The 25,130-nt window shown below is 70.5% G+C and carries 24 protein-coding genes and 1 pseudogene; 11 read left to right on the top strand and 14 right to left on the bottom strand.

What is annotated here, in order from left to right; all coding sequences use genetic code 11:
• Nucleotides 1-20 precede the first annotated feature (20 nt).
• Nucleotides 21-1,685: a PLP-dependent aminotransferase family protein gene (locus tag ACFYU0_RS08120; RefSeq protein ID WP_389298661.1), complete on the top strand. Its 1,665-nt coding sequence runs from the start codon at nt 21-23 to the stop codon at nt 1,683-1,685.
• A 242-nt stretch (nt 1,686-1,927) separates the two neighbouring features.
• Here ACFYU0_RS08120 and ACFYU0_RS08115 read toward each other — a convergent pair whose 3' ends face one another.
• Nucleotides 1,928-2,896 carry a hypothetical protein gene (locus tag ACFYU0_RS08115; protein WP_389298659.1) on the bottom strand — a complete coding sequence of 323 codons (969 nt, stop codon included), beginning with the start codon at nt 2,894-2,896 and terminating at the stop codon, nt 1,928-1,930.
• A gap of 282 nt (nt 2,897-3,178) precedes the next feature.
• Between ACFYU0_RS08115 and ACFYU0_RS08110 the strand changes: the two genes are divergently transcribed.
• From ACFYU0_RS08110 to ACFYU0_RS08100, 3 genes are all read left to right on the top strand, one after another.
• Nucleotides 3,179-3,367, top strand: a complete 189-nt coding sequence (locus ACFYU0_RS08110) for a hypothetical protein (RefSeq protein WP_389298657.1) — start codon at nt 3,179-3,181, stop codon at nt 3,365-3,367.
• Nucleotides 3,368-3,658: 291 nt separating this feature from the next.
• Nucleotides 3,659-4,726 carry a pentapeptide repeat-containing protein gene (locus tag ACFYU0_RS08105; RefSeq protein ID WP_389298941.1) on the top strand — a complete coding sequence of 356 codons (1,068 nt, stop codon included), beginning with the start codon at nt 3,659-3,661 and terminating at the stop codon, nt 4,724-4,726.
• A 552-nt stretch (nt 4,727-5,278) separates the two neighbouring features.
• Complete coding sequence (locus ACFYU0_RS08100) at nt 5,279-6,628, top strand: S28 family serine protease (protein WP_389298655.1); 1,350 nt, start codon at nt 5,279-5,281, stop codon at nt 6,626-6,628.
• A gap of 370 nt (nt 6,629-6,998) precedes the next feature.
• On the opposite strand, the gene menC is transcribed toward ACFYU0_RS08100, so the two are convergent.
• Both menC and ACFYU0_RS08090 read right to left on the bottom strand, forming a co-directional pair.
• Complete coding sequence (menC, locus tag ACFYU0_RS08095; protein ID WP_389298652.1) at nt 6,999-8,108, bottom strand: o-succinylbenzoate synthase; 1,110 nt, start codon at nt 8,106-8,108, stop codon at nt 6,999-7,001.
• Complete coding sequence (locus tag ACFYU0_RS08090; protein WP_389298650.1) at nt 8,105-8,860, bottom strand: chorismate synthase; 756 nt, start codon at nt 8,858-8,860, stop codon at nt 8,105-8,107. The genes menC and ACFYU0_RS08090 overlap by 4 nt, the downstream gene beginning before the upstream one ends.
• A gap of 103 nt (nt 8,861-8,963) precedes the next feature.
• On the opposite strand from ACFYU0_RS08090, the gene ACFYU0_RS08085 reads away from it, so the two are divergent.
• The gene (locus tag ACFYU0_RS08085; RefSeq protein WP_389298648.1) at nt 8,964-10,517 is read left to right on the top strand and encodes a PucR family transcriptional regulator; all 1,554 of its coding nucleotides are present in this window, start codon (nt 8,964-8,966) and stop codon (nt 10,515-10,517) included.
• Here the strand turns inward: ACFYU0_RS08085 and dapE are convergent.
• Genes dapE through ACFYU0_RS08070 form a run of 3 tightly spaced genes read right to left on the bottom strand, consistent with a single transcriptional unit; the run spans nt 10,498 to nt 13,309 of the window.
• Entirely contained in the window at nt 10,498-11,556 is a 1,059-nt protein-coding gene (gene dapE, locus ACFYU0_RS08080; RefSeq protein ID WP_389298646.1) for a succinyl-diaminopimelate desuccinylase, read from the bottom strand. The genes ACFYU0_RS08085 and dapE overlap by 20 nt on opposite strands.
• Nucleotides 11,553-13,004, bottom strand: a complete 1,452-nt coding sequence (locus ACFYU0_RS08075) for an amino acid permease (protein WP_389298644.1) — start codon at nt 13,002-13,004, stop codon at nt 11,553-11,555. The genes dapE and ACFYU0_RS08075 overlap by 4 nt, the downstream gene beginning before the upstream one ends.
• Nucleotides 13,004-13,309, bottom strand: a complete 306-nt coding sequence (locus tag ACFYU0_RS08070) for a hypothetical protein (protein WP_389298642.1) — start codon at nt 13,307-13,309, stop codon at nt 13,004-13,006. The genes ACFYU0_RS08075 and ACFYU0_RS08070 overlap by 1 nt, the downstream gene beginning before the upstream one ends.
• Nucleotides 13,310-13,643: 334 nt before the next feature.
• On the opposite strand from ACFYU0_RS08070, the gene ACFYU0_RS08065 reads away from it, so the two are divergent.
• The 3 genes from ACFYU0_RS08065 (at nt 13,644) to ACFYU0_RS08055 (ending at nt 16,238) form a co-directional block, all read left to right on the top strand.
• Nucleotides 13,644-14,078: a hypothetical protein gene (locus ACFYU0_RS08065; RefSeq protein ID WP_389298640.1), complete on the top strand. Its 435-nt coding sequence runs from the start codon at nt 13,644-13,646 to the stop codon at nt 14,076-14,078.
• A gap of 9 nt (nt 14,079-14,087) precedes the next feature.
• Nucleotides 14,088-14,948, top strand: coding sequence for an alpha/beta fold hydrolase (locus ACFYU0_RS08060; RefSeq protein WP_389298638.1), 861 nt, complete (start codon nt 14,088-14,090; stop codon nt 14,946-14,948).
• An 855-nt stretch (nt 14,949-15,803) separates the two neighbouring features.
• Complete coding sequence (locus ACFYU0_RS08055) at nt 15,804-16,238, top strand: DUF6228 family protein (protein WP_389298940.1); 435 nt, start codon at nt 15,804-15,806, stop codon at nt 16,236-16,238.
• 113 nt (nt 16,239-16,351) lie between these two features.
• On the opposite strand, the gene ACFYU0_RS08050 is transcribed toward ACFYU0_RS08055, so the two are convergent.
• The 7 genes from ACFYU0_RS08050 to ACFYU0_RS08020 all read right to left on the bottom strand — a co-directional run bounded on the left by ACFYU0_RS08050 (nt 16,352) and on the right by ACFYU0_RS08020 (nt 23,125).
• The gene (locus tag ACFYU0_RS08050; RefSeq protein WP_351666998.1) at nt 16,352-16,660 is read right to left on the bottom strand and encodes a hypothetical protein; all 309 of its coding nucleotides are present in this window, start codon (nt 16,658-16,660) and stop codon (nt 16,352-16,354) included.
• The gene (locus ACFYU0_RS08045; protein WP_351667000.1) at nt 16,657-16,935 is read right to left on the bottom strand and encodes a hypothetical protein; all 279 of its coding nucleotides are present in this window, start codon (nt 16,933-16,935) and stop codon (nt 16,657-16,659) included. Before ACFYU0_RS08045 ends, ACFYU0_RS08050 begins: the two co-directional genes overlap by 4 nt.
• Nucleotides 16,936-18,005: 1,070 nt before the next feature.
• A complete protein-coding gene (locus tag ACFYU0_RS08040) occupies nt 18,006-18,611 on the bottom strand; it encodes a dihydrofolate reductase family protein (RefSeq protein WP_389298635.1) in 606 nt (201 codons plus the stop codon).
• A 171-nt stretch (nt 18,612-18,782) separates the two neighbouring features.
• Nucleotides 18,783-20,069, bottom strand: a complete 1,287-nt coding sequence (locus tag ACFYU0_RS08035) for an RNA polymerase sigma factor (protein ID WP_389298633.1) — start codon at nt 20,067-20,069, stop codon at nt 18,783-18,785.
• Nucleotides 20,066-20,413: a YciI family protein gene (locus ACFYU0_RS08030; protein ID WP_389298631.1), complete on the bottom strand. Its 348-nt coding sequence runs from the start codon at nt 20,411-20,413 to the stop codon at nt 20,066-20,068. Before ACFYU0_RS08030 ends, ACFYU0_RS08035 begins: the two co-directional genes overlap by 4 nt.
• Nucleotides 20,414-20,674: 261 nt before the next feature.
• Nucleotides 20,675-20,875: a hypothetical protein gene (locus ACFYU0_RS08025; protein WP_389298629.1), complete on the bottom strand. Its 201-nt coding sequence runs from the start codon at nt 20,873-20,875 to the stop codon at nt 20,675-20,677.
• Nucleotides 20,876-21,673: 798 nt separating this feature from the next.
• A complete protein-coding gene (locus tag ACFYU0_RS08020; RefSeq protein WP_389298627.1) occupies nt 21,674-23,125 on the bottom strand; it encodes an aldehyde dehydrogenase in 1,452 nt (483 codons plus the stop codon).
• A gap of 187 nt (nt 23,126-23,312) precedes the next feature.
• On the opposite strand from ACFYU0_RS08020, the gene ACFYU0_RS08015 reads away from it, so the two are divergent.
• A complete protein-coding gene (locus tag ACFYU0_RS08015) occupies nt 23,313-23,858 on the top strand; it encodes a TetR/AcrR family transcriptional regulator (protein ID WP_389298625.1) in 546 nt (181 codons plus the stop codon).
• Between the two features lie 137 nt (nt 23,859-23,995).
• On the opposite strand, the pseudogene ACFYU0_RS08010 reads toward ACFYU0_RS08015, so the two are convergent.
• Nucleotides 23,996-24,491, bottom strand: a pseudogene (locus ACFYU0_RS08010) (glycosyltransferase family 2 protein); the annotation flags it as partial.
• Nucleotides 24,492-24,590: 99 nt separating this feature from the next.
• Between ACFYU0_RS08010 and ACFYU0_RS08005 the strand changes: the two are divergent.
• Together ACFYU0_RS08005 and ACFYU0_RS08000 are read left to right on the top strand one after the other, a co-directional pair.
• Nucleotides 24,591-24,797 carry a hypothetical protein gene (locus tag ACFYU0_RS08005; protein WP_389298623.1) on the top strand — a complete coding sequence of 69 codons (207 nt, stop codon included), beginning with the start codon at nt 24,591-24,593 and terminating at the stop codon, nt 24,795-24,797.
• A complete protein-coding gene (locus ACFYU0_RS08000) occupies nt 24,794-25,012 on the top strand; it encodes a hypothetical protein (RefSeq protein WP_351667010.1) in 219 nt (72 codons plus the stop codon). The genes ACFYU0_RS08005 and ACFYU0_RS08000 overlap by 4 nt, the downstream gene beginning before the upstream one ends.
• Nucleotides 25,013-25,130: the final 118 nt, after the last annotated feature.

The raw sequence follows: 25,130 nt of genomic DNA, 5'->3' as shown, positions 1-25,130 counted from the left end.
GGGTCCACCCTGGTCGCACAATGGACGCCATGGGCAGGTCCAAAGAGCCGTCGGTCGAGGGGTCCAAAGCCGCCGCAGCGGACGCGCCGGTGAGATCGGCCGGTACGGCTTCCGGGGCCGGCGGTGCGGCCGACGGCCGTCCGTCTCGGCCCGGCGCCTCCCTCGGCTCCGACTTCCTCCAGCTCGACATCGCCGACGCGCCCCCGGGCGGGCGGACCGCCTGGCTCGCCGACCGGCTGCGGTCGGCCATCGCCGACGGCCGGCTGCCGGTCGGGACGCGGCTCCCCGCCAGCCGCGTGCTCGCCGAGGAGCTGCGCGTCACCCGGGGCGTGGTCACCGAGGCCTACCATCGGTTGTCCGAGTCAGGCCAGATCGCCGGCCGGGGCAGAGGCGGCACGGTGGTCGTCGCCGCCCCGGCGCCCCCGGCGTCCCCTTCAGCACCGCCCACAGCCTCCTCGGCAACCGGCCGCCCTTCGTCCTCGTCACCCCCCGCCGCCGCCGGGCATCGGGCCTCCCCCTTCCCCGACGCCTTCTTCGCCTCCCCCCACCGCGACGGCCTCGTCGACGCCCTGCGCGGCCTGCCCTGCCGGATCGACCTCTCCCCGGGCGTGCCCGACCTCGCCGCCTTTCCCCGGACCGCCTGGCTGCGCGCCGAACGCGCCGTCCTCGCCGCCGTCACCCCGGCCGACTTCGGCTACGGCAGCCCCCAGGGCGCGCCCGCGCTGCGGCGGGCCGTCGTCGGCTGGCTGGCCCGCAACCGCGGCATCCGCGCCGACCCGGACGAGGTCGTGGTGGTCGCCGGTGTGGCGCAGGCCCTGGGGCTGCTCGGGCAACTGCTGCGTGCCGAGGGCGTCGACCGCGTCGCCGTCGAGGACCCCGGCTCGCTCGGCGCCCGGCAGCAGCTGGAGTACGGCGGCCACACGACCGTCCCCGTCCCCGTGGACGCCGGCGGCCTGGACGTCGACGCGCTGCGCGCCTGCGGGGCCCGGGCGGTGCTGATGACCCCGGCGCACCAGTTCCCCACCGGCGTGGTCCTGGACGGGGAACGCCGACGCGAGCTGCTGCGCTGGGCGGCCGAGGGCGGCGTCGTGATCGAGGACGACTACGACGCCGAGCACCGCTACGACCGGCCCCCCGTACCGGCACTGCGCTCCCTCCTGCCCGACGGGGTCTGCTACGCGGGCAGCGTCTCCAAGCTGCTCGCCCCCGCCCTGCGGGTCGGCTGGCTCCTGGTCCCGCCGCGCCTGCGCGACGCCCTGGTCACCGCCAAGCGGTACGCCGACCTCGGCAACGGCATCCTCACCCAACTGGTCCTGGCCCGGCTCATGGACTCGGGCGAGCTCGAACGGCACCTGCGTCACGTCCGGCGCCGCCACCGCAGGCGCCGGGACGTGATGGTGCGGGCCGTCGAGGCACACCTGCCCGGCGCCCGCGTCCACGGGGCGGCCGCCGGACTGCACCTCATGGTCACCTTCGCCGACGGGCCCGGCAGCCGCGTCCGCGACACCGACCTCGCCGCGGCCGCGCTCGCCCGGGAGGTGAAGGCCCACCCCCTGTCCTGGCACCGCCTCACCCCCGGCCCACCCGGCCTCATCCTCGGCTACGCGGCGGGCGCCGCCCACGAGATCGAGGAAGGCATCGCCCTCATCGGGGAGGCGCTGCGGGCCCTGCCCGCTGCCGCCTGACCCCGCCGCAGCCCGGGACACCCACGGACAGCCTGGCGAGCCGCGCCGCGCGAGGAACTGAACGCGACGACGGTGAGCCCGACCGGGCGGGCCTTGTTCCGGGAGCCGGAGGATCGGCATGCGGTGGACCTGACGGCGAGCAGCTCGGCCGGCCTGGCGCAACGGCTACGCCGCCGAACCGGCTGTGAGGCAAGCAGGGGGATGGCGGTGGCACACCTCAGACTGCCACTGGTCAAGCAGTATCAGGCAAGCAACGTTCGGACGCAGCGTTGCAGTCCCGCGTCACCCCCGAGATCGACCGCGCGCATCCACGGCAACGGCGCCATCAGCCGGGCAGTGGCGTCGGTGGCACACTCGTCCATGACAGTGCGCAACTCGTCCGGCACGGCCGCATCGGTCAGGCACAGCCATCCCAGCGCGGCGCTCACCCGCATCTCGCGCGGCACCGCGGGGTCGGACCACAGCATCCGGGTCCATGCCTCGCCGTCGGCGTCACCGTCCTCGAGGGCCAGCTGTGCGAGGGCAAGGACCATACCGGCGCGCACGGCCGGGTCGTCCTCGGCGCTCAGCCTCGTGCGCAAGGCGCCCTTAATATCGCTTTCGCTTCTGAAAGAGGCGGCCAGCGCGTAGGCGGCCGCGCAGCGCACATGCGGCTCGGGGTCGGCGAGCAGCGTCATGACGAGGCCGGCGTCCGCGGTGATCGCGTCGCGGGCGGCTTGGATCGACCAGTGCCCCGGGTAGCCGCTCGGCTCGCTGATCCACACACCGTCGGCGTAGGCGACGCGCAGCAGCTCCTCGCGTGTACACGGGCCGGGGCCCGTGGTCTGGCGGGCGATCTCCGCCGCCATGACCAGGATGTCGGCGCGGAAGTGGGCGTGAGGATCGGCACCGATGCGCAGGAGGAACGGTACGGTCAGCGCGCACGCCGACCGTGCGCTGTTCGCCAACTCGCCCTCCAGACCGCGGAGTCCGTGGCGGGCGGCCTCGGCATCGACGTCTCGCAGGTGTTCCAGGTCTGCCCGGGTCTCGGGACCGCGTGGGAACCGCCCCCAGGGAACGTCGTCAAACCCGAACGCGTCCTTCGCCCCCTGCGGCAGGGACGCCACCACGGCACGGACATCGAGGAGACCCCCTAGCTGGTCGTCCGGATCACCGTCCAGGAACGCCTCCTCGATCGCCTGGTAGACCGGATCGTCTTCCCACCCCGACATACCCAAGTCCTTCCCACCCCTGTCCGGAGCGCCGCATCCCTGAACCCTAGGACCACTGCTCGACACGCGCGTCGGATCATCTCCCAAGCGCTGTCGACAAGGTCCGAACAGCCCGTCGCTGTCAGCCGCCGTTGTCCGCACATGAGGGATGATCAGCCGCAGGTCACGTCCGACCAGTCCCACACCCGGGCACGAACAGCAGGCGGCCGACGCCGTACCTCAGTGGGCGGTCAGCCGAGACGTTGACCGACGTCGGCGTCCCCCACGATCGACCTGATAAGGATGCCAGGCGGTGCAGAGTGCGGAGCCAGCCTGGTCAGCGAGGGTGACGGCGACCAGCCGCGACTGGAGAAGCGGAGTGTGGCCGGGCGTCGGCTCAAGGAGGAAGCGGCCTTGGACGTGGCCGCCCGCGCAGACGCGCAGCTCGATGTCCTGGTCGGGCAGGCCAAGGCGGTCGACGTCTCAAGCTGACGCGGTGCATCACCTTCCACCACCGCACCATCGCAGCCCGGCCCCTCGCCGAAGGACTGGGACGGGCCGCGAAGCGGTTGCACGCCGAAGCGCCTCGGGGCGGCAGCGGGTGCGCGGCCCCGATGTCGCATGCCCCGGCCCCCGGAGGCCACGTGGACTCTTGATCGTCTTTTGAGCGGCGCCTAGGCTCTCATGCCCATGGAGATGGGGGAACCAGACCCCGGGCGGCGGGCACGGCACGACGGGCTGGTCAGGCGTCGTGCAGCCGCAGGTCTGCTGGCCGTGGCAGGACTGGTCGTTCTGGGCACAGTGTTCGTCGTACTGCCGGAGGTGGTGGTCGACCACGATCTCGGCGGGGCGAGCGTCGCCGCGCAGGATCGGCTGAAGGCGGTGAACGATGTCCGTACGACGCTTCTGCAGGTGGTCGGCGGCCTGGTCGTGCTTTTCGGCGCGTACGCCACCTGGCGGCAACTGCGTGTGAGTCAGGACGGTTTGCGCGCCACCCAGGAGGGCTACGTCACCGACCGGTTCAGCCGGGCCGTCGACCAGCTCGGCAGCGACAAGCTGGATGTGCGCATCGGCGGGCTGCACGCGCTGTGGCGGATCGCGGAGCAGTCCGCCCGCGACCGGGAGGCCATCATCTCCATCCAGGCCGCGTATCTGCGTACACACCAGCCCTGGCCACCCGCCGGGCCGGAATCACCGGCGGCAGACGTGCCCATCAACGACATCGCACCGCTGGAGACCCGCGCCGCCGACACCCAGGTGGCGCTGACCGCGCTCGGCGTGCTGTGCCAGCACCGTGAGCAGTCCTGGGTCAATCTCAGCGTCACCGACTTGCGCCGGGCCGACTGCGACGGACTGTGGTTCCCCGAGGTCAACTTCGACCGCGCTTGCATGGAAGCGGCGGGCCTCTACCACGCCAATCTGACCCAGGCGTCCCTGGTCTCGGTCAACCTGCGGCACGCCGACCTCACGACGGCGATTCTCCGCCGGGCTCGCTGCGTTCTCGCCGACCTACGGGCCGCGAAGCTGGTCAAAACCGACTTGCGTGACGCCGACTTCACCCAGACGGACCTGCGCGAGGCGAACCTGCGCAAGGCCTCCGCCCACGGCGCGGTCTTCCACCGCGCCGACCTCCGCCTGGCCGACTTGCGCGGCACCGACTTGAGCACCGCCAACCTCGCCGAAGCACGCCTGACCGGCGCCCTGGCCAGCGAGCACACCCGCTGGCCCGCCGACTTCGACCACACGGCCGCTGGAGTCGTCGACACCGACGACCCCGGACCCGAGCCCTCACCCCTACTCCAGCCACCCGGGATGACATGGCAGGCACCACCGCTGCGGTCCACTCCCTGACCAAGCACGGCGCGGGCATGGGTCTGTGGCAGCGGGCCGGGCGGGCGGGCCCATGCGGGCGGGACTGCTCAGCCGCCGGCCGGCGACAGCCGCACCGTGACCGAGCATGAGCCGGCGGGAAGATGCGCGGGCCCCGGGGCGGTACCCGCCCCTCACGCGCACGCAACAGACAAATCCGGCGACGACGGCGGTCGACACGAGAACGGACCGGAAGATGCCACTTATCCGGCGGGACGACAACGGGCGCATCATCACCGGCGCCCCCACAGGCACCGGCCCGGAAGGACCGCAGGCGGAGAGTGGCAGCGGACGCAACAGCCGCAGGCCGGGAGCCCGGCCTGGCCCTCGACGACCCGCAGCAGCTACCGCGTCAACACCGGAGAGACGTTCGCGGAAGATCTCCCCCGCGCGGGGGAGAAAGTCCCCCCGCACGCGGGATCTCGCCACAGCGCCCGACGGCTGTACTGGAACGGTCAGCAGGCCGAGGAAGAGACCGCTGCGCCGCTCGGGTACCCGGTGCCGTCGCGGCGGCCGCCGCACCGGAGGAATCACATGCACACGTGGACGAGACGGCGTCTTTTGACCTCGGCGGCGGCGACCGCGGGCCTCACCTTAACGGCGGCCGCACCCGCGACTGCCGCGGGGAGGCCCCGCAACCGCCTCGGCGGCGACATCCTGACCGCCCTGCGGGCCCTGCCGGGGCTGAGGGTGATCGAGGAACGCCAGGGCGCCGAGGCGGGGTACCGCTTTTTCGTCCTCGGCCTGCGCCAGCCGGCAGACCACACAAACCCCGCGGCCGGGACCTTCGAGCAGCGCCTGACCCTGCTCCACACCTCCGTCGACCGCACCACCGTCCTGTTCAGCACAGGCTATGAGGCGTCGCTCACGCCCCGGCGGGCCGAACCGACCGTGCTGCTGGGCGGCAACCAGCTTCAGGTCGAGCACCGCTTCTTCGGGACCTCGCGCCCGGCGAACGCCGACCACTCCCTGCTGACCATCCGTCAGGCAGCCGACGACCACCACCGCGTCGTCCGCCTCTTCCGCCGGTTCTACCGCGGCGCGTGGATCTCGACCGGCAGCAGCAAAGGCGGCATGACCAGCGTCTACCACCGCCGCTTCCACCCCGGCGACGTGGACGGCACGGTGGCCTACTCGGCCCCGAACAACGTCAACGACCGTGACGACACCGCCTACGCGCGGTTCCTGGAGCGAGTGGGCAGCGCGGAGTGCCGCGAAGCCCTGCGGACCGTGCAGCAACAGGCACTGCTGCGCCGCTCCGACCTGGTCGCCCGCTATGAGTCCTGGGCCGCCGCGAACAACACCTCGTTCCGCGTCGTCGGCAGCGCCGACAAAGCCCTCGAAATCGCCGTCCTGCGAGCTCCGTTCATGTTCTGGCAGCGCAATACGGCCGCGGACCTCGCCGCCATACCCGGCTCGAACTGTAGCGCCGACGAGCTGTACAGGTGGCTGGACGACATCACGGGCCTGGCCCTCTACGCCGACACGGCGCTGCAGCGCTACATCCCTTACTTCTACCAACTCGGCACCCAGCTGGGGTACGTCAGTTTCCCCACCCGACACTTGGCCGGACTACTGCGCTACCCGGACGCCGGCGAGCCCCGTACCTTCGTTCCGCGCGACATCCCCGTGCGGTTCGATCGTGACGCCATGCCGGACATCGACCGCTGGGTCCACCGCCACGGCAGCCGGTTGCTGTTCGTCAACGGCGCCCAGGACCCCTCGGTCGCCGAGCCCTTCCGGCCCGGCGTCAGAGACTCACGTCTCCTCTGGGCGCCCGACGCCAACCACAGCACCGCGATCGCGGAACTGTCCCCCGCCGACCGTACGGAGGCCATCGGCATGCTGACCCGCTGGACGGGGGGCACGTCGCCCTCGGCGTGAAGAAGAAGTGCGCAGGGGCCGTCGACGTTCTCGCGATGAGCGGCGGCTCCGCCAGAAGACAAGACAACTGGCTGCTTGCCGCTCGCGAGCATGCGGTGCCCTCACGCGAGGGCAGGCGTTTCGCGGAGCAGGCGATCCAGAGGAAAGGTGGCCGGGTTGGTCTCCGCGGCCAGACGCAGCAGCCGGAGCGGCTGCGGGCGTAACCCTATGACGGTGATGCGGCGGTCCGGACGGTCGGGCGGGGAGGATAGCCGCCACCCTCTCGCCGGAACGCATCGAACAGCTCGCCGCCATCGGCATGCGATGGACCCGACCACCACCACGCTCGGGCCGCCCAGACGCAGCGGCCGCACCGCCTAGCCGACGTGAATCATGCCGGGTACAGGGGCCGCCGCTCCCTGGTGACCCGGCGCAGGGCCCCGGGCAGCGGCTCCACGCCTATGCCGGGGGTGTCCGGGACCGGGAGATGGCCGCCGTCGAGGACGAACGGCTCGGTGATGTCCTCGGTGAAGTAGCGAGAGGAGGCGGAGGTGTCGCCGGGGAGGGTGAATCCGGGCAGGGCGGCCAGGGCGAGGTTGGGGGCGCGGCCGATGCCCGTCTCCAGCATGCCGCCGCACCACACCGGCACCCCGTGCGCCTGCGCCACGTCGTGGACGCGGCGGGCCTCCAGGTAGCCGCCGACCCGGGCCGGCTTGACGTTGACCACCCGGCAGGCGTCCATGGCGATCGCGGCGGCGGTGTCCCGTGCGTGGTGCAGGGACTCGTCCAGGCAGACCGGGGTTCGCAGCCGCTTCTGCAGCTGGGCGTGGGCGTGCAGGTTGTTCTCCTCAAGCGGCTCCTCGATCAGCAGCAGCCCGTACTCGTCGAGCCGCCGCAAATGCTCCACGTCCGCGAGGGTATAGGCCGTGTTCGCGTCGACCTGCAGGGGCAGCGCGCCGCCGAAGCGCTCGCGGACCGCGCGGACGGGCTCGACGTCCCAGCCCGGCTCGATCTTCAGCTTGATGCGGACGTAGCCCTCGGCGAGGTAGCGCTCGACGTCGTCCAGCAGCTCGGCAACGGAGTTCTTGATGCCGACGGAGACTCCGGCGGGCACTCGGTCCCGTACGGCGCCCAAGTAGGTGGCGAGCGGCATGCCGTACGCCCGCAGCTCGGCGTCGAGTACCGCCGTCTCCAGGGCCGCCTTCGCCAGCTCGTGCCCCTTGACCTTCGCCAGCGCCGGGGCCAGTGCGACCGTGGTGAGGTGCGGCAGGGCGGCCGCCCGGGGGAGCAGGAAGTCGCGCAGCACGATCTCGGCTCCGGCGACGAACTCCGAGCAGTACAGCGGCTCCGGGTCGGCGGCGAACTCCGACCAGCCCTCCGCCTCGTCGGTGACGACGTGCAGCAGGAAGGTGTCCTTCGTGGTCATCGTGCCGAAGGAGGTGCGGAAGGGGGTCACGAGCGGGATCGCGACGTGCACGATGTCGACGCGTTCGAGCTTCACGCCGCGGCCTCCTCGTGCGAGAGCGTGTACCAGCCGTCGCGGGACATCCCGGTAGCCCGGAACCCCTCCAGGAAGGCCTCCAGGAACACCTCGCGCACGGCGTACCGCCAGCGCAGCGCCAGGGCGGGCTCCGCGGCGCGCAGCTTGACGACGTCGTCGGGGACGCGGCACCACAGGTGCCGGCCGTCCGGGTCCCGGCGGGCGAGCGGGCCGCCGTCCGGAGCCATGCGGACGACGGGCCCCTGGCTGTCGACGCCGGACGGCTCGCTCTGCGCGCTCAGGTCCCAGGTCACCGTCAGCCGGTCGCTCTCGTCGCCGTCGTTCACGCCGTCAGCCATGGGGCCGTAGAAGTCGACCAGGTACTCCGTGCCGACGGCACCCAGCTTGACCAGGTTGAAGCGGGCGTTGCGGGCGACCAGCGGGTCGAACGTCCAGCGCATGGTGTGCGCGCCGAGCCCGGCCGCCCAGTCCCGCTGGGCCTGTTTCACCTGCCGTCCGAGCCCCCGGTCGGCGGCGGCGACCAGCGAGTACGTGCTGCGCTCGGGACCGAGCACGGCCACGGACGCCCCGGCGAGGCGCGGGCCGTCGTAGGCCGCGTGCACGGCACCTCCGGCATGCACCAGGCTGTGCAGGACCTCGGCGGGATAGGGCGGGGCGGTGCGGGGGGTCTGCCAGACGTCGCTGAAGTAGTCGGACACGGCCGCGAACCCGGTGACGTTGTGGACGGTACGGATGGTGACTCCTGCTGTCATGGCACGAGTGTCGCCAGGCGACGCACCCGCAGTGTTGTGGGAGCAGCCAACAGATGCGTACTGTCGTTTCACTATCAGCCAATCGCCTCTCCAAGGACCCGCCATGGACGCCTGCACCCTCGGCGATCTTCTGGACATCGTCGGCGGCCCCACGCTGCGCCTGCACACCGCCCCGGCCGATTGCGGAGCGCCCGTCACCGAGGTCCTGCTCTACGACGGTCACACCCCGCTCCCTCGGCTGCCCGGAGCGCTGCTGTTGGCGGTCGGGACACGGGCGGCGGACGCGGGCCCGTTGCTACGGGCGGCCGCGCAGGCGGAGCTGACCGGCGTGGTGGTGCGGGGGGCCGACGGCCCGGTCGCGGAGGCCGAGGCCCGCGGCGTGGCCCTGCTGTCGGTCGCCGAGGACGCCGCCTGGCACCATGTCCACCTGCTGCTGGCCTCCGCCATCGCCGCCCGGCCCGCCGCGGCCACCGCCGACCTGGGGCTCGGCGACCTGTTCGCGCTGGCCGACGCCATCGCCACGGCCACCGGCGGCGCCACCGCCGTCGAGGACGCACGCCAGCGGATCCTCGCCTACTCGACGGTCTCCGGTCAGCCGGTGGACGAGGACCGCCGGCAGGGCATCCTCGGCCGCCAGGTGCCGGCCAGCGAGGACAACACCCAGCAGTACCGGCGCCTGTTCGCCGCCGACCGGCCGCTGCGGCTGCCCGCGCTGACCGGCTCGGACCTGCCCCGGCTGGCGATGCCGGTACGGGCCGGCGGGGAGACGCTGGGCTCGGTGTGGGTGGTCGACGGCGGCTCGCTCGCGCCGGACGCGGAGGACACCCTTGCCCAGGGCGCCACCACGGCCGCGCTGCTCCTGCTGCGGGCGCGTGCCGCCCGGGAGCTGGCCCGGCACCGGGGCAGCGACCTGCTGCGCCGCCTGCTGGACGGCACGGCACCGGACCCGGCGACCGCCGCCGCCCGCCTGGGCGTCGACGGCCCGGCCCGGGCGGCCGCGTTCGTCCTGGACTCCGCCGCGAGCGTCCCGGACGCCGAGCGCACCGCGCTGCGTCTGCTGGACGTCGTGCGCCTGCAGTGCGAGGCCCGCTACGGACGGCACGCGTGCGTGCTGCTCGACGGGGTGGTGTACGCCGTACTGCCCGGTCCCGGCGAGCGGCACAGGAAGCTGGCCGAGGACATCGTGGCTCGGGCCGGACAGGCGTTGCGCGTGCCGGTGCGGGCGGCGCTGGGCGAGGTCGTGCCGGGCGCGGCCGGGCTGCCCGGCTCGCGGGCGGACGCCGACCTGGTGCTGCGAGTGCTGGACGCCCGGCTGCCGGTCGCCACCGTGGACGAGGTCCGGCCCCGGGTCACGCTGCTGCGTCTGGCCGAAGTGATGAGCGAACACCGGGAGTTGAACGCGGGGGCGTGGCGGCGGGTGCTGGCGTACGACGCCGAGCACGGCACGGAGCACGCCCGCACGCTGGTCTGCTGGTTCGACGCCGGTTGTGACATGGCGGGCGCGGCGCGACTCCTCGCCGTGCACCCCAACACCTGCCGCTACCGCCTCCGGCAGCTGCACCAGCACGCCGGGGTCGACCTGGACGACCCCGACGAACGACTGCTGCTGTGGCTTCAGTTGAGGGCGCTCGCGGGGCTCAGCTCAGCCACGCCCTAAGCCTGCTCTCGCACCGCTCGAGATGCTCGACGGGGACGTGCTCCCCGGCCGTGTGGGCGAGCGACGGGTCCCCCGGGCCGTAGTTGAGTGCGGGCACGCCGAGCGCGGCGAAGCGGGCCACGTCCGTCCACCCGAGCTTGGCCCTCGGCTCGGCGCCCAGCGCGCGGGCCAGCCCGCCGATCCGGTCCAGGTGGGGCGGGGCCCCCGCAACGACCTCGGTGACGCGGACCTCGTACTCCGGGAACAGCCCGCGCACGTACGCCTCCGCCTCCTCGGCCGAACGGCTCGGTGCGAAGCGGCAGTTTACGGTGACGACGCACTCGTCGGGCACGACGTTCCCGGCGACCCCGGCCCGCACGGCGACCGCGCTCAGCCCCTCCCGGTACTCCAACCCGTCCATCACCACCCGCTCGGGCGTGTGGTCGTCCAACCGCTGCAGCACCCGGGCTGCCTTGTGCGCGGCGTTCACCCCCTGCCAGGCGCGGGCGGTGTGCGCGCGGGCGCCCTCGACCACGATGTCGGCGGTCAGGGTGCCCTGGCAGCCGGCCTCGACGCCGGCGTCGGACGGTTCCATGAGGATCGCGAGGCCGGCGTCGGCGAGCAGGGCCGGGTGCTCGGCGCCGATGCGGGCGAGCCCGTTCCTGTCGCCCTCGACCTCCTCGCACTCGTAGAAGACGTACGTGACGTCGCGGACCGGCTCCAGGATCCCGGCGGCCAGCCGCAGCGCCACGGCGACCCCGCCCTTCATGTCGCAGGCGCCGAGCCCGTGCACGCTGCCGTCGGCGAGCCGGGACGGCAGGTTCCCGGCGGCCGGGACGGTGTCCAAATGCCCGGCGATCAGTGCCCGTTCGGGGCGGCCGAGACCGGTGCGGGCGACGACGGAGTTGCCGACCCGCCCCACAGTGAGGTGGGGCAGCGCCCGCAGGGCCGCCTCCACGGCGTCCGCCAGTTCCGCCTCCCGGCCGCTCTCGGACGGCAGGTCGATCAGGGCGCGGGTGAGGGTGACCACGCCGGCGGTGAGGTCCAGGGAGTGGGTCATGCGAGGTCCTGCTTCCGGTCGAGCCTGGAGTGCCGGATGCCGTAGAGGCCGTAGATCACGAGCCCGGCCGCCATCCACGCCCCGAACGCCACCCAGGTGTCGGTGCCGAGGCTGCCCAGCATGTAGACGCAGAAGCAGACCCCGATGAGCGGGGTGAACGGGGTGAACGGCACCCGGAAGGAGCGCGGGGCATCGGGGCTGCGCCGACGCAGCAGCACGACGGCCAGGTTGACCAGCATGAACGCGAAGAGTGTGCCGATGCTGGTGGCGTCCGCGAGGCTGCCGAGCGGGACGAGGGCGGCGAGGACGGCGATGAACGAAGAGACGATCACGGTGTTGGCGCGGGGCACACCGGTGCGCGGGTGGACGCGGGAGAACAGCGGGGGCACGAGGCCGTCCCGGGACATGGCGAACAGGATGCGGATCTGCCCGTACTGCACGGTCAGCACCACGCTGGTGGTGGCGACCACGGCCCCGATGGACAGCAGGATCGGCCACAAATTCCCACCGCCGACGGACCGCACCAGTACCTCGCTCAGCGTCGCCTCCGTGCCCGCGAACTGCTTCCAGGGCATCGCGCCGAGCGCGGCGACTGCGACGAGCACGTACAGGGCGGTGACGAGGACGAGGGACAGGATGATGGCGCGGGGCAGGTCCCGCTGCGGGTTTCGGGCCTCCTCGCCGGCCGTGGAGGCCGCGTCGAAGCCGATGTAGGAGAAGAAGAGGGAGGCCGCTCCGGCACTCATCCCGGCGGCGCCGAGAGGAAAGAGGGGATGGAAGTTCCCGGCCCGGAAGGCGGTGAACGCGACCGCGCAGAACAGCACGAGCGCGGCGATCTTGACGGCGACCATGACGGTGTTGGCGACGGCACTCTCCCTCGCGCCGCGCAGCAGCACCACCATCGCGAGGACGACGATGAGGGCGGCCGGGATGTTGAGCACGCCGCCCGTGCCGGGCGGGGCGCTCAGCGAGTCGGGAAGGGTCACGCCGAACACGAGACTCAGCAACTCGTTGACGTACTGCCCCCAGCCCACGGCGACGGCGGCCACCGACACCCCGTACTCCAGGATCAGACACCACCCGCACACCCAGGCGACCAGCTCCCCGAGGGTGGCGTAGGCGTAGCTGTAGGACGATCCAGAGCCGGGGATCATGCCTGCCAGCTCGGCGTACGACAGCGCCGAGAACAGGGCGGTGACACCGGCGAGGACGAAGGAGACGACGACGGCGGGCCCCGCCTCGGGCACGGCCTGCCCGAGCACCACGAAGATGCCGGTGCCGAGGGTCGCCCCCACGCTGAGCAGGGTCAGCTGGGCGACGCCCATGGTCCGCTTCAGGGGGCTCGCCGCCGCTTCTCCGACCAGCGTTCCCATGGCCTGCCGCCGGGTGAGCCGGCCGGTACGTGTTCTCTCCTGTCCGGCCGATGGCCGGGTCCCCACACTTCCCATCACACCGCTCCTCCGCCTCCGGGTTTTGTCTGGCCCTTGATGATGCGGAGGGGCGAAGACCCACGGTTGTACGGATCGGCCAAAGGTGCGGCGAGCACATTGGGCAGAGGGCCAAAACAGTCCACGCCCGCCAGCACCAGCGCAGCACCCGGCGCGTGGCCGACCTGCTCGGCATCAGCCAGCGCACCGTCGAACGCTATGTGCTCGTCGCTGAGGGGAGCGGTGTGGCGTTCCTCGTCCTCCGCACGCGCATGGACGGCTTCCCGCTTGCCGTTACGCACCCGCAGGAACATCGGCGCGTCCACGCCGGCTTCCTGACACACGCCCCGACGGCCACGACGGTGAGAACGACGGCCGCGGCAGTGACGGGTCAGCAACCTAGCAACAGGAACGACTCAGCCGTCTGCGCGTGACAGCCGAGCGGATGCTCAGGGGCCGCCCGAACCCCTCTTTTGAAGAGGTCTTCGACCCGGAGCAGGATGAGGACCCTCCCGGTCTTGCAGGCGGCTCACAGGATGCCCAGGCTGGAAAGAGCGAGGCCGGGAAGTGGTCGTCGGCCGCGCCGGCCGGCGACCGGCCGTCACCGTGCCGGTGCGACGTCCCGGCGTACGGCAGCGACGACCCGTCTCGAGGTGGCACATGACATCAGCGACGACGACCGACGCGGCGGAGGAGTTCCGTCGGCTGAGCGACGACGATCCGGAACTGCAGTCCCACGGCACGTACTACTCGTGCAGCTTCCTGCTGGACATGGACCCGCACCGGTTCCTCGTGCGGATGCACAAAGGAAAGGTGGACGAACTGATCACCGACCCCGAGCCATTGGCGGCCTACGACTTCGCGATCCGCGCGGACGCGGAGACGTGGCAGGGCTTCTGCCAGCAGACGCCTCCGCCGATGTGCCACGGCATATGGGCGGCCACGTTCCGGCGGGGCATGCGCCTGGAGGGCGACCTGCTCGTGCTCATGCAAAACCTGCGCTGCGTGACCCGGCAGCTGGAACTGCTGCGCGTCACGGGCCCCCTCGGGCCGGCGGACGAGACCGGGCCCGCCCCATCCTCTCGTGAGACATAGGAGCTCCCCATGGTCAGCGGCAGGATTTCTCCGGTCACCGGCCACTACGTCACCGTCGACGTGGAGGACGCACAGTACAAGGTGTTCTACCTGGAGAACGGGCAGGGCACGCCTCTGGTGTGCCAGCACACCGCGGGCTGCCACAACCACCAGTGGCGGGGCCTCCTCGAGGACGAGGAGATCACCGGCCGCTACCGGGTGATCGCCTACGACCTCCCCCGGCACGGCAAGTCGGACCCGCCGTCGAATCAGGAGTGGTGGAAGGAGGAGTACCGACTCACAGCGGACCACTTCACGTCCTTCATCGTCGCCTTCTGCGACGCCCTCGAACTGCAGGACCCGATCTTCATGGGGTCGTCGTTCGGGGGGAACGTGGCCCTGCAACTCGCCCTGCGGCACCCGGACCGGTTCAAAGCGGTGATCCCCGTCGAGGGCGCGGACTACTCACCCGGCTTCTACCTCGACTGGTGGCAGCATCCCCACGCCAATGCCGCCCAGGTGTGCGCCAGCGGCGTGTGGGACCTCATGGCACCGCAGTCCCCGGAGCAGGACCGCTGGGCCACCTGGTTCTACTACACCCAGGGGTCGGAGGCGTTCAAGGGCGACCTGTACTTCTACTCCGTCGACCACGATCTGAGGGACCGGCTGGACGACATCGACGGCGACCGGTGTCCCGTGATCATGCTGACCGGCGAGTACGACTACCTCACCACCCCCCAGGACGGGCGCCGGACCGCAGAGGCCATCCGTGGAGCAGAGTTCATCGAGATGAAGGAGATCGGCCACTTCCCGATGAGCGAGAACCACCCGCGCTTCGCTCAGTACCTGGGGCAGGCCCTGGAGCGGATCGAGAAGCGGACCGGCTCCTGAGGGCCACGGCGTACGTCCGTGTGTCCCGCACCCACGGTCGCACGCGTGCCACTGACGCACAGCGACTCGGCTTCGACAAACTCACCGGCGCCTAGATGGCTGTGCGAACACATCCTCGGCATCCAACTCGCCGGTGACAACGAGAAACCGGCACCGCGGCGCAGCCAGCACTACCTCTGAGTCCCGAGGAAGCACATTGAGACGATCGCCATCGGCGGCGAGGCCTGTGGCCGCGACGGTGAGAAGGCGGAGACGCCAAGCTCCGCAACGCGAACCTCTTGGACTTCTCGCGGGGTCGACGGCTCACCCATCCGGGCGTTCAAGGGGGCTCGATGCCACCGGCATCCCGCTCGCCGTCACGCTGACCGGCGGCAACCGCAGCGGTGTCCTGGATCGACCGTAGCCGGGGGTGCCGGGAGTGGTCCTTGACGTTCCAGCATCTCGATGAAGGAAGCGGTTCCCCGAGCGCGGATCAGTCCGACCTCCTGCTGAACCGCCGCCGGAGCAGCTGTGACGCATCCGCCATGTGCCCCGCCGGCAATCAGCGCGGTCAGCCGTTCGGGATGCCCCGCTAGCAGGTCGAGGCACCCCCTTTTCGCCCGGACGGACGCGGCGTCGATGATCGCTGAGGTCCAGTCAAGCTCGCCCCGGGCACCGAGTTCGTCCAGGACCGCCCGGTGTGCAGCCGACGCCGCAGGTCGGCCTTGGTCATCGCCGCGAACCGGCGGTGCGCGGTGGCAGATCCACAGCCACAGCGGACGCTCATGCCCCAGGTGGCGCCTGGGCTCGCTCGTGCCCGGGGCTGCGCGGGGATAAGAACTGGTCGTCGAGTACAGCGACTTCTAATCTGCTCAACTGATCGAAGGTAGCGCCGCGATACGCGTAGGAGACTCCGGACCGCAACCGGTCCGCCTGCTCTTCTCCGAGCCGGCAAGACCCTTCGGGGACGACCCCACACTCGACTTCCTCGTGAGAGCTCGCGGGCAATGGGTGAGCATCGAGACCCTGGTGCGGACGTGGGACGGTGATGGCCTCGACGCCTTCCTCTCCTCACTGGCCGAGGACTTCCGCGGCTGGGAAGGAGCGCGCACCTGGCGCTCCCTGGAACGCGACCTGACGATCTCGGCGGAACACCGCCCGGGCGGTTATGTCCACCTGACGTGGGGCATCCACGACCGGCCTCCGTCCGAGGAGTGGCACTTCGAGACCACCACCGTTCATGCGGCCGGCGAGGACATGCGAATCCTCGCCGCTGAGTTCCACACATTTCTCACGAGTGCGGTCGAGTAGCTACACCACCACGTGAGACAACCTCTAAAGGGTGAGCGGAAGGCCCTGACTGACGGGCATGGACGGAGCGCGGCGTCTCCAGCAAGGCCTGACCGCCCGTCACACGAGACGCATTATTGGACCGAGACCCAGATGAGGTCACAAACGCGAATCTGCCGCTCGGCAGGGTAGATGCTGTAATTGAAGAACACGTTCTCCCAGGGAACAGGAATGCTATACCATACGGTTCCGTCGATATCAATCGGAAGGCCTGGCGGTGTCTTGCCGACTTCCACCGCACTCCCGACTTCCAGAGCCAGTGCCCGCAGGAAGCGAACGATCGTTTGTTGCAGTTGAGCCGCTCCCGACGCCTGCATGTGCGCCAACACCTGGGACGCTGTGGCCTCGGTGACAGCCGTCCAGCCTATGGAGTCTGTGCTCAACTGGCTTCCTCTACGATTTCAGGCAGCGGGACGAGCCCGCGTCCGGCGACGGTATTGGCCAGACGCTGTTCGCGTCCGGGAACTCCCTCGAACATCGCTTCCATCCACCAAAGGCTCATCACGTCGTTCAGCCTCTCACCCTGCTCCGCCCCGCCGACGGCCGCGAAGAAGGCCATGCGCCTGCCGGGGCTGAGCGCGTCGCCGATAGCGTTGATCGTGCGTGGTATCGCCGCCACCCGCGGGTCTACTATCGGCCGCTGGCTGAGTTCACTCATGTTGGATCTCCTGGGTCTGTGCGATGAGAGCGAGCCAATCGCGCTGTATCTGAAAGATACTCATCCTTCGCCGATCACCGCGAAGATCTGAGAATGTGCATCGCAGCGCCTGCGCCACCCCTATACTCAGCCCCAGTGCCAGCTGGTTTCGCTGTGCGGGATGCGGTCGGGCCGATGACTCACCGAGCGCGAGCGCCATGAGTGCACGCACGACGTCCACGCCGTAGGCGGCGGCGAGCAGTCGCGGAACGCCGTTTCCGCCAAGACGTGCGTTGGCCTCGATGAAACGCTCCTGGCCATCCGTGCCGAGGACGGCGTCGAAGTTCGCCGGCCCATCGAAATACCGAGGGCACGACAAAGCCGTTCGACGGTGGCCTTGAGTTGATCGTTTGTCCTCGAGGGCAACTGAGCGGTACTCAGCCGCCAGACGACGAAGGTCCCGGCGACGATGACTGAAGATCTCGATGGCTAGTGGGCAAGCAAGTGACGCAGCTCGAAGAGGAAGTCGCCCAGCTCCGCCAGGCCGTCGTCTCTCACGCCATCGTCGCCCAGTTTGCCTGCACCAGCTCAGGCCAGCTGACGGTTTCACCGTCCTGCGTGCGGCCTCCAGCTCGCCAACATCAAGCTCCACACCATCACCCAAGCGATCATCGACTGGGCCCAGACCCGTCAGCCCCTGCCCATACCCCTCAAAAAACCCTCGACGATGCCCTCCAGGCGTACCCGAGCGCAAGCACTCCCGGGACCTGATCACTCCAGCCGACCGGGAGAGCCGAAGCCCTCAACACTCACAAGCGGCGCGCGCTCCCCGGCCGCTGACAGGTGTGCCGTGGCCAAGCGACGGCGACCGGACCGGGGGGTAGCTGTTGGCCACGGCTCGTAAGGTGATCACGGACTCCTGCACGAAGCTTCACCGCCCGCCGCACCGCCCACCTCCCGGAGCGGCACCAACTCTCTCTCCCCCCCCCCCGGTTGGCCGCGCAGACGAGACGGAACGGTAGGCCACCGCTCGTAGGCGGAAGAGGCGATGCCAGCTGCCGTCCTGGGCCAGGGGACAGGCCCTCGACTCGCTAGTAGCTGTCGTAGCCGGGCTCGCCGTGAGGCCGGTAGACGCTGAGGATGGTCCCGCTCTTCGTCGTCGAGACACTGACCGGCTTCAGCGCAGTGGGGATCGCTCCGTCGGCGAACAGCCGCTTGCCGGTGCCGATGATCACTGGATGGATGGTCAGCCGGTATTCATCGACGAGGCCGTGCTGCATGAGGGTCTGGGCGAGATCGCCGCTGCCGACGACATTGATGTTGCCGCCGTCGGATTCCTTCAGCTTGCGTACGGCATCGACGATGTCCCCCTTCAGCAGCGTGGAGTTCTGCCACTCAACGGACGTCAAGCTCCGAGACGCTACGTACTTGTGCATGCCGTTCATCCGACTCGTGAACGGGTTGTCGGGATCGGCGGTCGGCCAGTACGACGCGAAGATCTCGTACGTCTTGCGGCCGAGCAGCATCGCGTCGGAGTGCTCGTACCACCCGGCAACGGCCCTGCCGACCTCGTCGTCAGACACGGGTTTCTGCCAACCGCCGTGCTGGAATCCGCTCTCAGCATCCTCATCCGAAGCGCCAGGCGCCTGCATGACGCCGTCCAGCGTCAGGAACGTGCAAACGATGATCTCGCGCATGGTGCGCTCCCTTCGTCGAAGTGGGTAGACCGCGCACCCGCCCAAAACTCATCGCCGGTTCCGCGCCGCCGGGCCCGCGGCGGCCGGCTGCCAATCGCGTGCCAGGGCCTGGAGGGCGGCAACGGCGCGGAGGATTGAAGCGGAGCCACTCACGGCAACCAGCGCCATTCCTCAGGTGGGGCTGGTCTGGTGACGGGTGAGGCGCGCGGTGAGGAACGCGCGCTCCGCCTCGTTGCCCGTCAGCTCCAGCGCCTGCCGGTACGCGGCCGCCGCCTCGTCTGTCCGGCCGAGGCGCTGCAGTAGGTCCGCCTTGACCGCCGGCAGGTACTGGTACCGGGATAGCCGGCCGTCCTTCTCCAGCGCCTCGACCTGCGCCAGCGCGACCGCCGGTCCGTGGGCCATCGATACCGGCACCGTCCGGTTCAGTGCGACGACCGGTGAGGGCCATAGCGACAGCAGCCTGTCGTAGAGGGCCACGATCTGTGGCCAGTCCGTCTCCTCGTACGTCGGTGCCTCGGTGTACAGCGAGGCGATCGCCGCCTGCACCAGATAGCGTCCCGCGCGGTCGCCGCGCAGCCCGGCCACGATCAACTCGTGCGCCTCAGCCAGCGCGGTACGTTCCCACAGCGAGCGGTCCTGCTCCTCAAGCCGCAGCAGCCGGCCGTCGGCGCCGGTCCGGGTCGCGCGCCGGGCGTCGGTCACCAGAAGCAGCGCCAGCAGCCCGCGGACCTCGGGCTCGTCGGGCATGAGGTCGTGCAGGGCGCGGGTCATGTGCAGTGCGCGGTCGGCCAGGTCGGTGCGCATGAGCGCGGGGCCTGATGGGGCGGTGTGCCCGGCGGTGAACAGCAGGTGGATCACGCCGAGCACGGCCGTCAGCCGGTCCGGTAGCTCCGCCGGTCGCGGCACCCGGTAAGGGATGCGGGCGGCGGAGATCTTCTTCTTCGCCCGGGTGATCCGGGCGGCCATCGTCTGTTCCGACACCAGCAGCGCCCGGGCGACGTCCGGTGTCGGCAGTCCGCACACCAGCCGCAGTGTCAGCGCGAGTTGTGCCTCCTGCGCGAGCGCGGGATGGCAGCAGGTGAAGATGAGCCGCAGCCGTTCGTCGGGGACGACACCCTCCGAGTCCTGATCCTCCTTCTGTCCGCCCAGCTCTTCCAGGGCGAGCTCGTCGACGGCCTCTTCCGGCTCCACCAGCAGCGGCAGCTTCGAGCGGAACGTCCGCTCGCGGCGGATCGCGTCCATCGCCCGGCGCTTGGCCGCAGTGGTCAGCCACGCCGCGGGGCTGTCCGGGATCCCGTCGCGTTCCCAGGCCGACAGCGCCGCGGCGTACGCCTCCTGTACACACTCCTCGGCCAGGTCCAGGTCGCGGGCGACGCGCACTGTCGCGGCGAGAACGAAGGCCCACTCGCGCCGGTGTGCGTCGGCGACCGCCTGTCCTGTGTCGGTCGCAGCCGTCATCGGGCCATGGGCGGGATGCCGCCCGCGACGGGCCGCACCTCGACACCGCCGCGGCCCCACTGGACGGCGGGGTTACGCCGCGCCAGCTCCAGCGCGGCGTCCAGGTCGGGGGCCTCGATGATGCAGACGCCGGCGATGACCTCCTTGGAGTCGATGAAGGGGCCGTCGGTGACCACATCACCGCGCAACGAGGTGGCGGTGTCGGCGGACTGCAGCGCGTAAGCCGTGATCATGGCGCCGGAGTCGATGAGGTCGTCGGCGTGCCGCTTGCTCGCCGCCTGTTGGTCGGGGGTGTAGTCGCCGGCCGCGGGGTTGTCGAAGATGAGGATCGCGTACTGGGCCATCACGGGTCTCCCTGGCTGTGTGTCTGGTCGGTACGCCTCTACGTCGGACGGGCGACGCGAATTCGACAGACCTCGCCGAAGTTTTTCAGATGCCCCCGGGCCGGCTCCCGGTACCTCTGCTGCTCAGAGGCGTCGGTCCTGGCATGGCGAGGTTTGTCCCGACGTTCCTCAGCCCCTGGAACCGGGGCGCGCCCATGTGCGCAGCCAGATCATGAGGGCCGTCGCCGTGGATCCGCCCAGGCAGACGTAGCCGCGCTTGTCCTACCGCGTGGCCACGGCCCTGAACTGCTTCAACCTATTGATCGCCCGCTCCACCGTGGCGCGCTTGTTGTACCGCTCCGCATCGACATCGCAAGGCCGCCCGCCGCGCGAACCCCGGCCCTGGCGGGCGGCCTTGTGGTTCTTCTTCACCGGGATCACGTGCCGGATGTCGCGACTGCGTACCAGGAGCCGCAGGTTCACCGCCTTCGGTACTGGAACCGATAGTGCTGGAACCTTTTTGAGAAGTTGGGCGGTGCCGGCGGAGGCTCCGTGGGGCCCCGGCGGCGTGCTGGTGGGCACGAACGGAGGTGGCGTCGCGCACGGCGGGAGAAGACTTCAGCTCCCGCGAAGTCCTCGACCGCCGAACACCGGCGGCCGATCGCGGGCGAACCCACGCGTGCTGCGCCACGTCCTGCAAGAGAACAGCACCACAGCTACGGCACCCGACGCCCGCCTACGATGTTTACGCGCGCCACGGGCAGGCATGCAGTAGTCCACTAAACGCCCCAACTGCCCGAGTACTGCTTCGTTGGCTTCCCGGACCGCCCCGCCCAGCCCAGCAACGGCCGCAGCCACACCAGCGTGCCCAGCCGGGACGAGCAGGTGGCGCGGCAGACGGGTTCGCGGTGCTGCGGGAAGTCTCCCAGCACACCAACGATCAAACTGTCCGGCGTCGCGGAACACATCCTCAAATACGCCCAATGCGCCGCGCTGCCCGACGTCCTGCTGAGAGAACTGCGCGCGGCCTTAACCCGCCACGCGGTCAGCGACCGACCCGTTTGAGCAGCAGGCGGTCGACCGGTGTTACAGAGGTGGGCGTCCTGCGATGGCGCCGCCGGGGTCGTCGGCCAGAGCGAGGCGGGGCGGTGATGTCCCACCGGACGCGGTCCTGTTCCACCAGCGGCACCACCTCGCTGGAGGGGCTCGTGCGGGCGGGGCGGCGCTGGCCGCAGGGGCTGTGGCTGCGCCGTGCTTGTGTCGCAGGATGGGCGACTACGACTACCGGCCGCGGGTGATCGTCTTGTGCTCGATGTAACCGGTCAAGCCGACCTTGCCGTATTCACGGCCGAGGCCACTCGCCTTGTAGCCGCCGAACGGACCGTCGAAGCTCATCGGGGAGCCGTTCAGGGTCACCGTGCCGGTGCGCAGTCGGCGGGCGACGGCGAGGGCCCGCTCAGGGTCGGTGGTCCAGATGCCGCCGGACAGGCCGTAGGCGGAGTCGTTCGCGATGCGGACGGCGTCGTCCTCGTCGTCGTAGGCGATGACGGACAGAACCGGGCCGAAGATCTCCTCCTGCGCGATGCGCATGGAGTTGTCGACGTCGGCGAAGACAGTCGGGGTGACGTAGTTGCCCTTCCTCAGGTCTTCGGGGATCTGCGGTCCGCCGGTGACCAGCCGGGCGCCCTCCGCTATGCCGACGTGGATGTAGTCGATGACGCGCTGCTGCTGGTCGGGGCGGATCATCGGGCCGATGAAGGTGTCCGGAGCGGACGGGTCGCCGACCTTCAGCGATTCGACCATGGCCTTGATAACGGCGACGACCTCCTCGTAGCGGCTGCGCGGGGCCAGGATGCGGGTTTGGAGGATGCATGCCTCGCCATTGTTCGCCAAGGAGCCGAATCGCAGGCCCTGGACGGCGGCGTCCAGGTCGGCATCGTCGAGGATCAGGGCGGCCGACTTGCCGCCCAACTCCAGGCTGACCCGCTTGAGGTGCTCGCCCGCGATGGAGGCGATGCGCCGACCGGCGCGGGTGGAGCCGGTAAAGGAGATCTTGTCGACGTCCGGGTGAGAGACGAGGTACTCGCTGGTCTCGCGGTCGGCGGGAAGGATGCTGAGCACGCCCGCGGGAAGCCCAGCCTCGTGCCACAGGTCCGCCAGCAGCATCATGCTGAGAGAATTCTCCGGGGAGACCTTCAGGACGACAGTGTTTCCGGCCAGCAAGGCCGGGACCAGCTTGGCAGTGGCTGCGGAGAACGGCGAGTTCCACGGGATGACGGCGGCGACCACGCCGATCGCCTCCCGTCGGATGATGGTGTCGAAGGACACCGACGGGTCGGACGGCTCGATGATCTCCTCCCAGCCGAACTCCTCGGCCGCCTTCAGGTACGCCTTCACCTGGCGGGTCAGGAAGGGCTGGCCGGCCCTGGTGAACCAGCCGGCCGAGCCGTTCTCGAGGGAGATGGCCCGAGCGACCTCGTCGGCGTGGGCAGCGCGCAGGGCGTCGTAGCGCCGGACGATCCCCTGTCGTTCCTCAGGGCTGGTGCGCGGCCAGAGCCCGTCGTCGAATGCCGCGCGGGCCGCGGCGACGGCGGCGTCGACGTCAGCGGGCGCGGCCTGTGCGGCGCTGCCCAGCAGGGACTGGTCGTGCGGGGAAAGGATGTCGATCCGCAGATTCGGGTCGCTGGGCGCGACCCATGCGCCGCCGATGTAGAGCTTGTCGCGAACAGTCATGTCTTTCACGGTTCCTTTGTGCGAGAGGGCGGTGGGGAGGCGGGAGCGGGGAGCGCGCGGGCTTGCCACTCCACAGTAGAGGAATTTCCCCTTACTGCAACAGTAAAGATGCACTTATGGCTTGTGTTGCCGCTCACGCGCCGTGTTTCATGTCGAAAGTGACCACTGGGCGTAGAATCTCAACATCATGAGAGCTGACGCCGCACGCAACCTCACCGCTGTGCTCCAAGCCGGGGCCCAGTTGCTGGCCGAGGACCCGAGCACCTCGATGGCGGCCATCGCCGCCGCTGCCGGAGTAGACCGCACCACCGTCCACCGCCGCTTCTCCAGCCGCGAGGCGCTGCTCAGTGCCGTCTTCCAGGCCAAACTCGACTCCGCCGAACAGGTCCTGGACGAGGCACGCCTCACCGAGGCCCCTGTTCCGGTCGCCCTCCACCGCTACCTGGAAGGGATCATCCCCGTCAGCCGTCAATGGCCCGTCGACACGCGCCGCATGATGCAGAGGGACCCCGAGGCCGGCATCCGACGCCAGGAGCAGAGCGCCCGACTCGACTCCTTCGTCCGCCGCACCATCGACGAGGGCTACCTGCGCGCCGGCACGGACGCGGCCTGGGCGCGGGCGGTCCTCGACCAACTCGTCGACACGGCCGCCCACAAGTTCCCCGCCATGGATCCCCCGCAAGCCGCCGACCTCATCGCCAGCACCTTCCTCAGCGGCCTCGGCGCCACCTGACGACCGACCGGCCCGGCCGCAGTGGCCCAAGGCGACCTCTGGGCAGCCGTGCGGATTGCCCTGCGGATGCAACAACTCGCCAGAAGCCGCAACCCTGTCGCCGGAGCGGGTGGAGCAGTACAGCAGGGGCGGTGACAGCCGCCAACCTGATCCAGAATCCGCATGGACAGCCCGTGCCCGCCGCCCAGGAACATCGTCACCAGCCCGCCCCGCACCGGATCCGTTGGGCGCAGGCGGGGAATGTGGCGGCGCTGGGTGCGGGCACGTTCGTCGGCCATGCGGAAGCTGACGATGCCCAACCGGTCATCCGCCGCGTACAGCTCCGTGAGCCGCGTGAACACGTCTTGGCTGATCAGCAGACCGTCATCGTCCAGGTCCACCACCACATCGACGTCCCCGAACTCCCGCAGCCCGGGCCAGCGCCATGTTGCGGCCGCCGGACACCCCCAGATTCTCCGGCAGCTCGACACCAGTCACTCCGTCGGGAAGCGGCGGCAGCGGCGAGCCGTTACCGATGACCACCACACGCGCGGCGGGCGTGTCCTGCCCGGCAACCGACGCCAACAGGTCAACAAGCTCGGCGGGCCGATTGCCCATGGTCAAGGTGGCGACGCCTAAGCGCGGGTGACGCACGGATGAACTCCCCGTTCCTCGGTTCCGGTGCCGGTGTTCCGGTGCCGGTGATGTCAGCCGCCGCCGGGCCGGCCACCGACCACCTACAGAAGGGCCCCCATGCCTACTCTCCGACTCGGTGACTACGTCACCGCCCCGACTAGCGGCATGCTGGCCGGCACCCCGCACGAGCCGTTCGAGGAGACTGAGCTGGCCGACTTCGTCGCGGCCTGGGAGGACTGGCACACCCGCGCTTTGACCCGGCTCCCCCACCGCATCCACCCCACCGCGCGTATCCACCGACCGCGATCGTCGGCGACGACGTGATCATCCGCCCTGGAGTGCACGTGTGGGAGTTCCCCACGGTCCGCGCCGGATCCGTACAGTGCGCGGGTGTCTCGGTCGGCTTCAACTGCGAAGTCACCCGCCCGTTCCTCGGCGAGCGGACCGTCCTCGGCCACCGGATCGGCGTGAACCGCCCCCTGGTCGGCGCGGACACCCGCCTGTCCGCCAACGTCACTGTCGCCGCCATCAGCATGTGAAGCCCCCACATGAGCAACCCCGAACGAGAGATCGTGCTCCGCGCCCCCGGCGGCCTGTACCGATGCGGCACACCCCAGTTCGGCGCCCTGATCGGTGACCGGCTCTAGACCGGCAACC

Source organism: Streptomyces sp. NPDC003720 (assembly GCF_042875075.1).
GTDB lineage: Bacteria > Actinomycetota > Actinomycetes > Streptomycetales > Streptomycetaceae > Streptomyces.
The sequence above is the reverse complement of the archived record's forward strand: the minus strand, read 5'-3'. Positions and strand labels throughout refer to the sequence as shown.

Excerpts from the sequence above, each read along its gene's own strand:
- ACFYU0_RS08120 (WP_389298661.1), top strand. The coding sequence starts at position 21 with ATGGACGCCATGGGCAGGTCCAAAGAGCCGTCGGTCGAGGGGTCCAAA.
- ACFYU0_RS08115 (WP_389298659.1), bottom strand. The coding sequence starts at position 2,896 with ATGTCGGGGTGGGAAGACGATCCGGTCTACCAGGCGATCGAGGAGGCG.
- ACFYU0_RS08110 (WP_389298657.1), top strand. The coding sequence starts at position 3,179 with ATGCCAGGCGGTGCAGAGTGCGGAGCCAGCCTGGTCAGCGAGGGTGAC.
- ACFYU0_RS08100 (WP_389298655.1), top strand. The coding sequence starts at position 5,279 with ATGCACACGTGGACGAGACGGCGTCTTTTGACCTCGGCGGCGGCGACC.
- ACFYU0_RS08090 (WP_389298650.1), bottom strand. The coding sequence starts at position 8,860 with ATGACAGCAGGAGTCACCATCCGTACCGTCCACAACGTCACCGGGTTC.
- ACFYU0_RS08085 (WP_389298648.1), top strand. The coding sequence starts at position 8,964 with ATGGACGCCTGCACCCTCGGCGATCTTCTGGACATCGTCGGCGGCCCC.
- dapE (WP_389298646.1), bottom strand. The coding sequence starts at position 11,556 with ATGACCCACTCCCTGGACCTCACCGCCGGCGTGGTCACCCTCACCCGC.
- ACFYU0_RS08075 (WP_389298644.1), bottom strand. The coding sequence starts at position 13,004 with ATGGGAAGTGTGGGGACCCGGCCATCGGCCGGACAGGAGAGAACACGT.
- ACFYU0_RS08065 (WP_389298640.1), top strand. The coding sequence starts at position 13,644 with ATGACATCAGCGACGACGACCGACGCGGCGGAGGAGTTCCGTCGGCTG.
- ACFYU0_RS08060 (WP_389298638.1), top strand. The coding sequence starts at position 14,088 with ATGGTCAGCGGCAGGATTTCTCCGGTCACCGGCCACTACGTCACCGTC.
- ACFYU0_RS08045 (WP_351667000.1), bottom strand. The coding sequence starts at position 16,935 with ATGAGTGAACTCAGCCAGCGGCCGATAGTAGACCCGCGGGTGGCGGCG.
- ACFYU0_RS08040 (WP_389298635.1), bottom strand. The coding sequence starts at position 18,611 with ATGCGCGAGATCATCGTTTGCACGTTCCTGACGCTGGACGGCGTCATG.
- ACFYU0_RS08035 (WP_389298633.1), bottom strand. The coding sequence starts at position 20,069 with ATGACGGCTGCGACCGACACAGGACAGGCGGTCGCCGACGCACACCGG.
- ACFYU0_RS08030 (WP_389298631.1), bottom strand. The coding sequence starts at position 20,413 with ATGGCCCAGTACGCGATCCTCATCTTCGACAACCCCGCGGCCGGCGAC.
- ACFYU0_RS08020 (WP_389298627.1), bottom strand. The coding sequence starts at position 23,125 with ATGACTGTTCGCGACAAGCTCTACATCGGCGGCGCATGGGTCGCGCCC.
- ACFYU0_RS08015 (WP_389298625.1), top strand. The coding sequence starts at position 23,313 with ATGAGAGCTGACGCCGCACGCAACCTCACCGCTGTGCTCCAAGCCGGG.
- ACFYU0_RS08005 (WP_389298623.1), top strand. The coding sequence starts at position 24,591 with ATGCCTACTCTCCGACTCGGTGACTACGTCACCGCCCCGACTAGCGGC.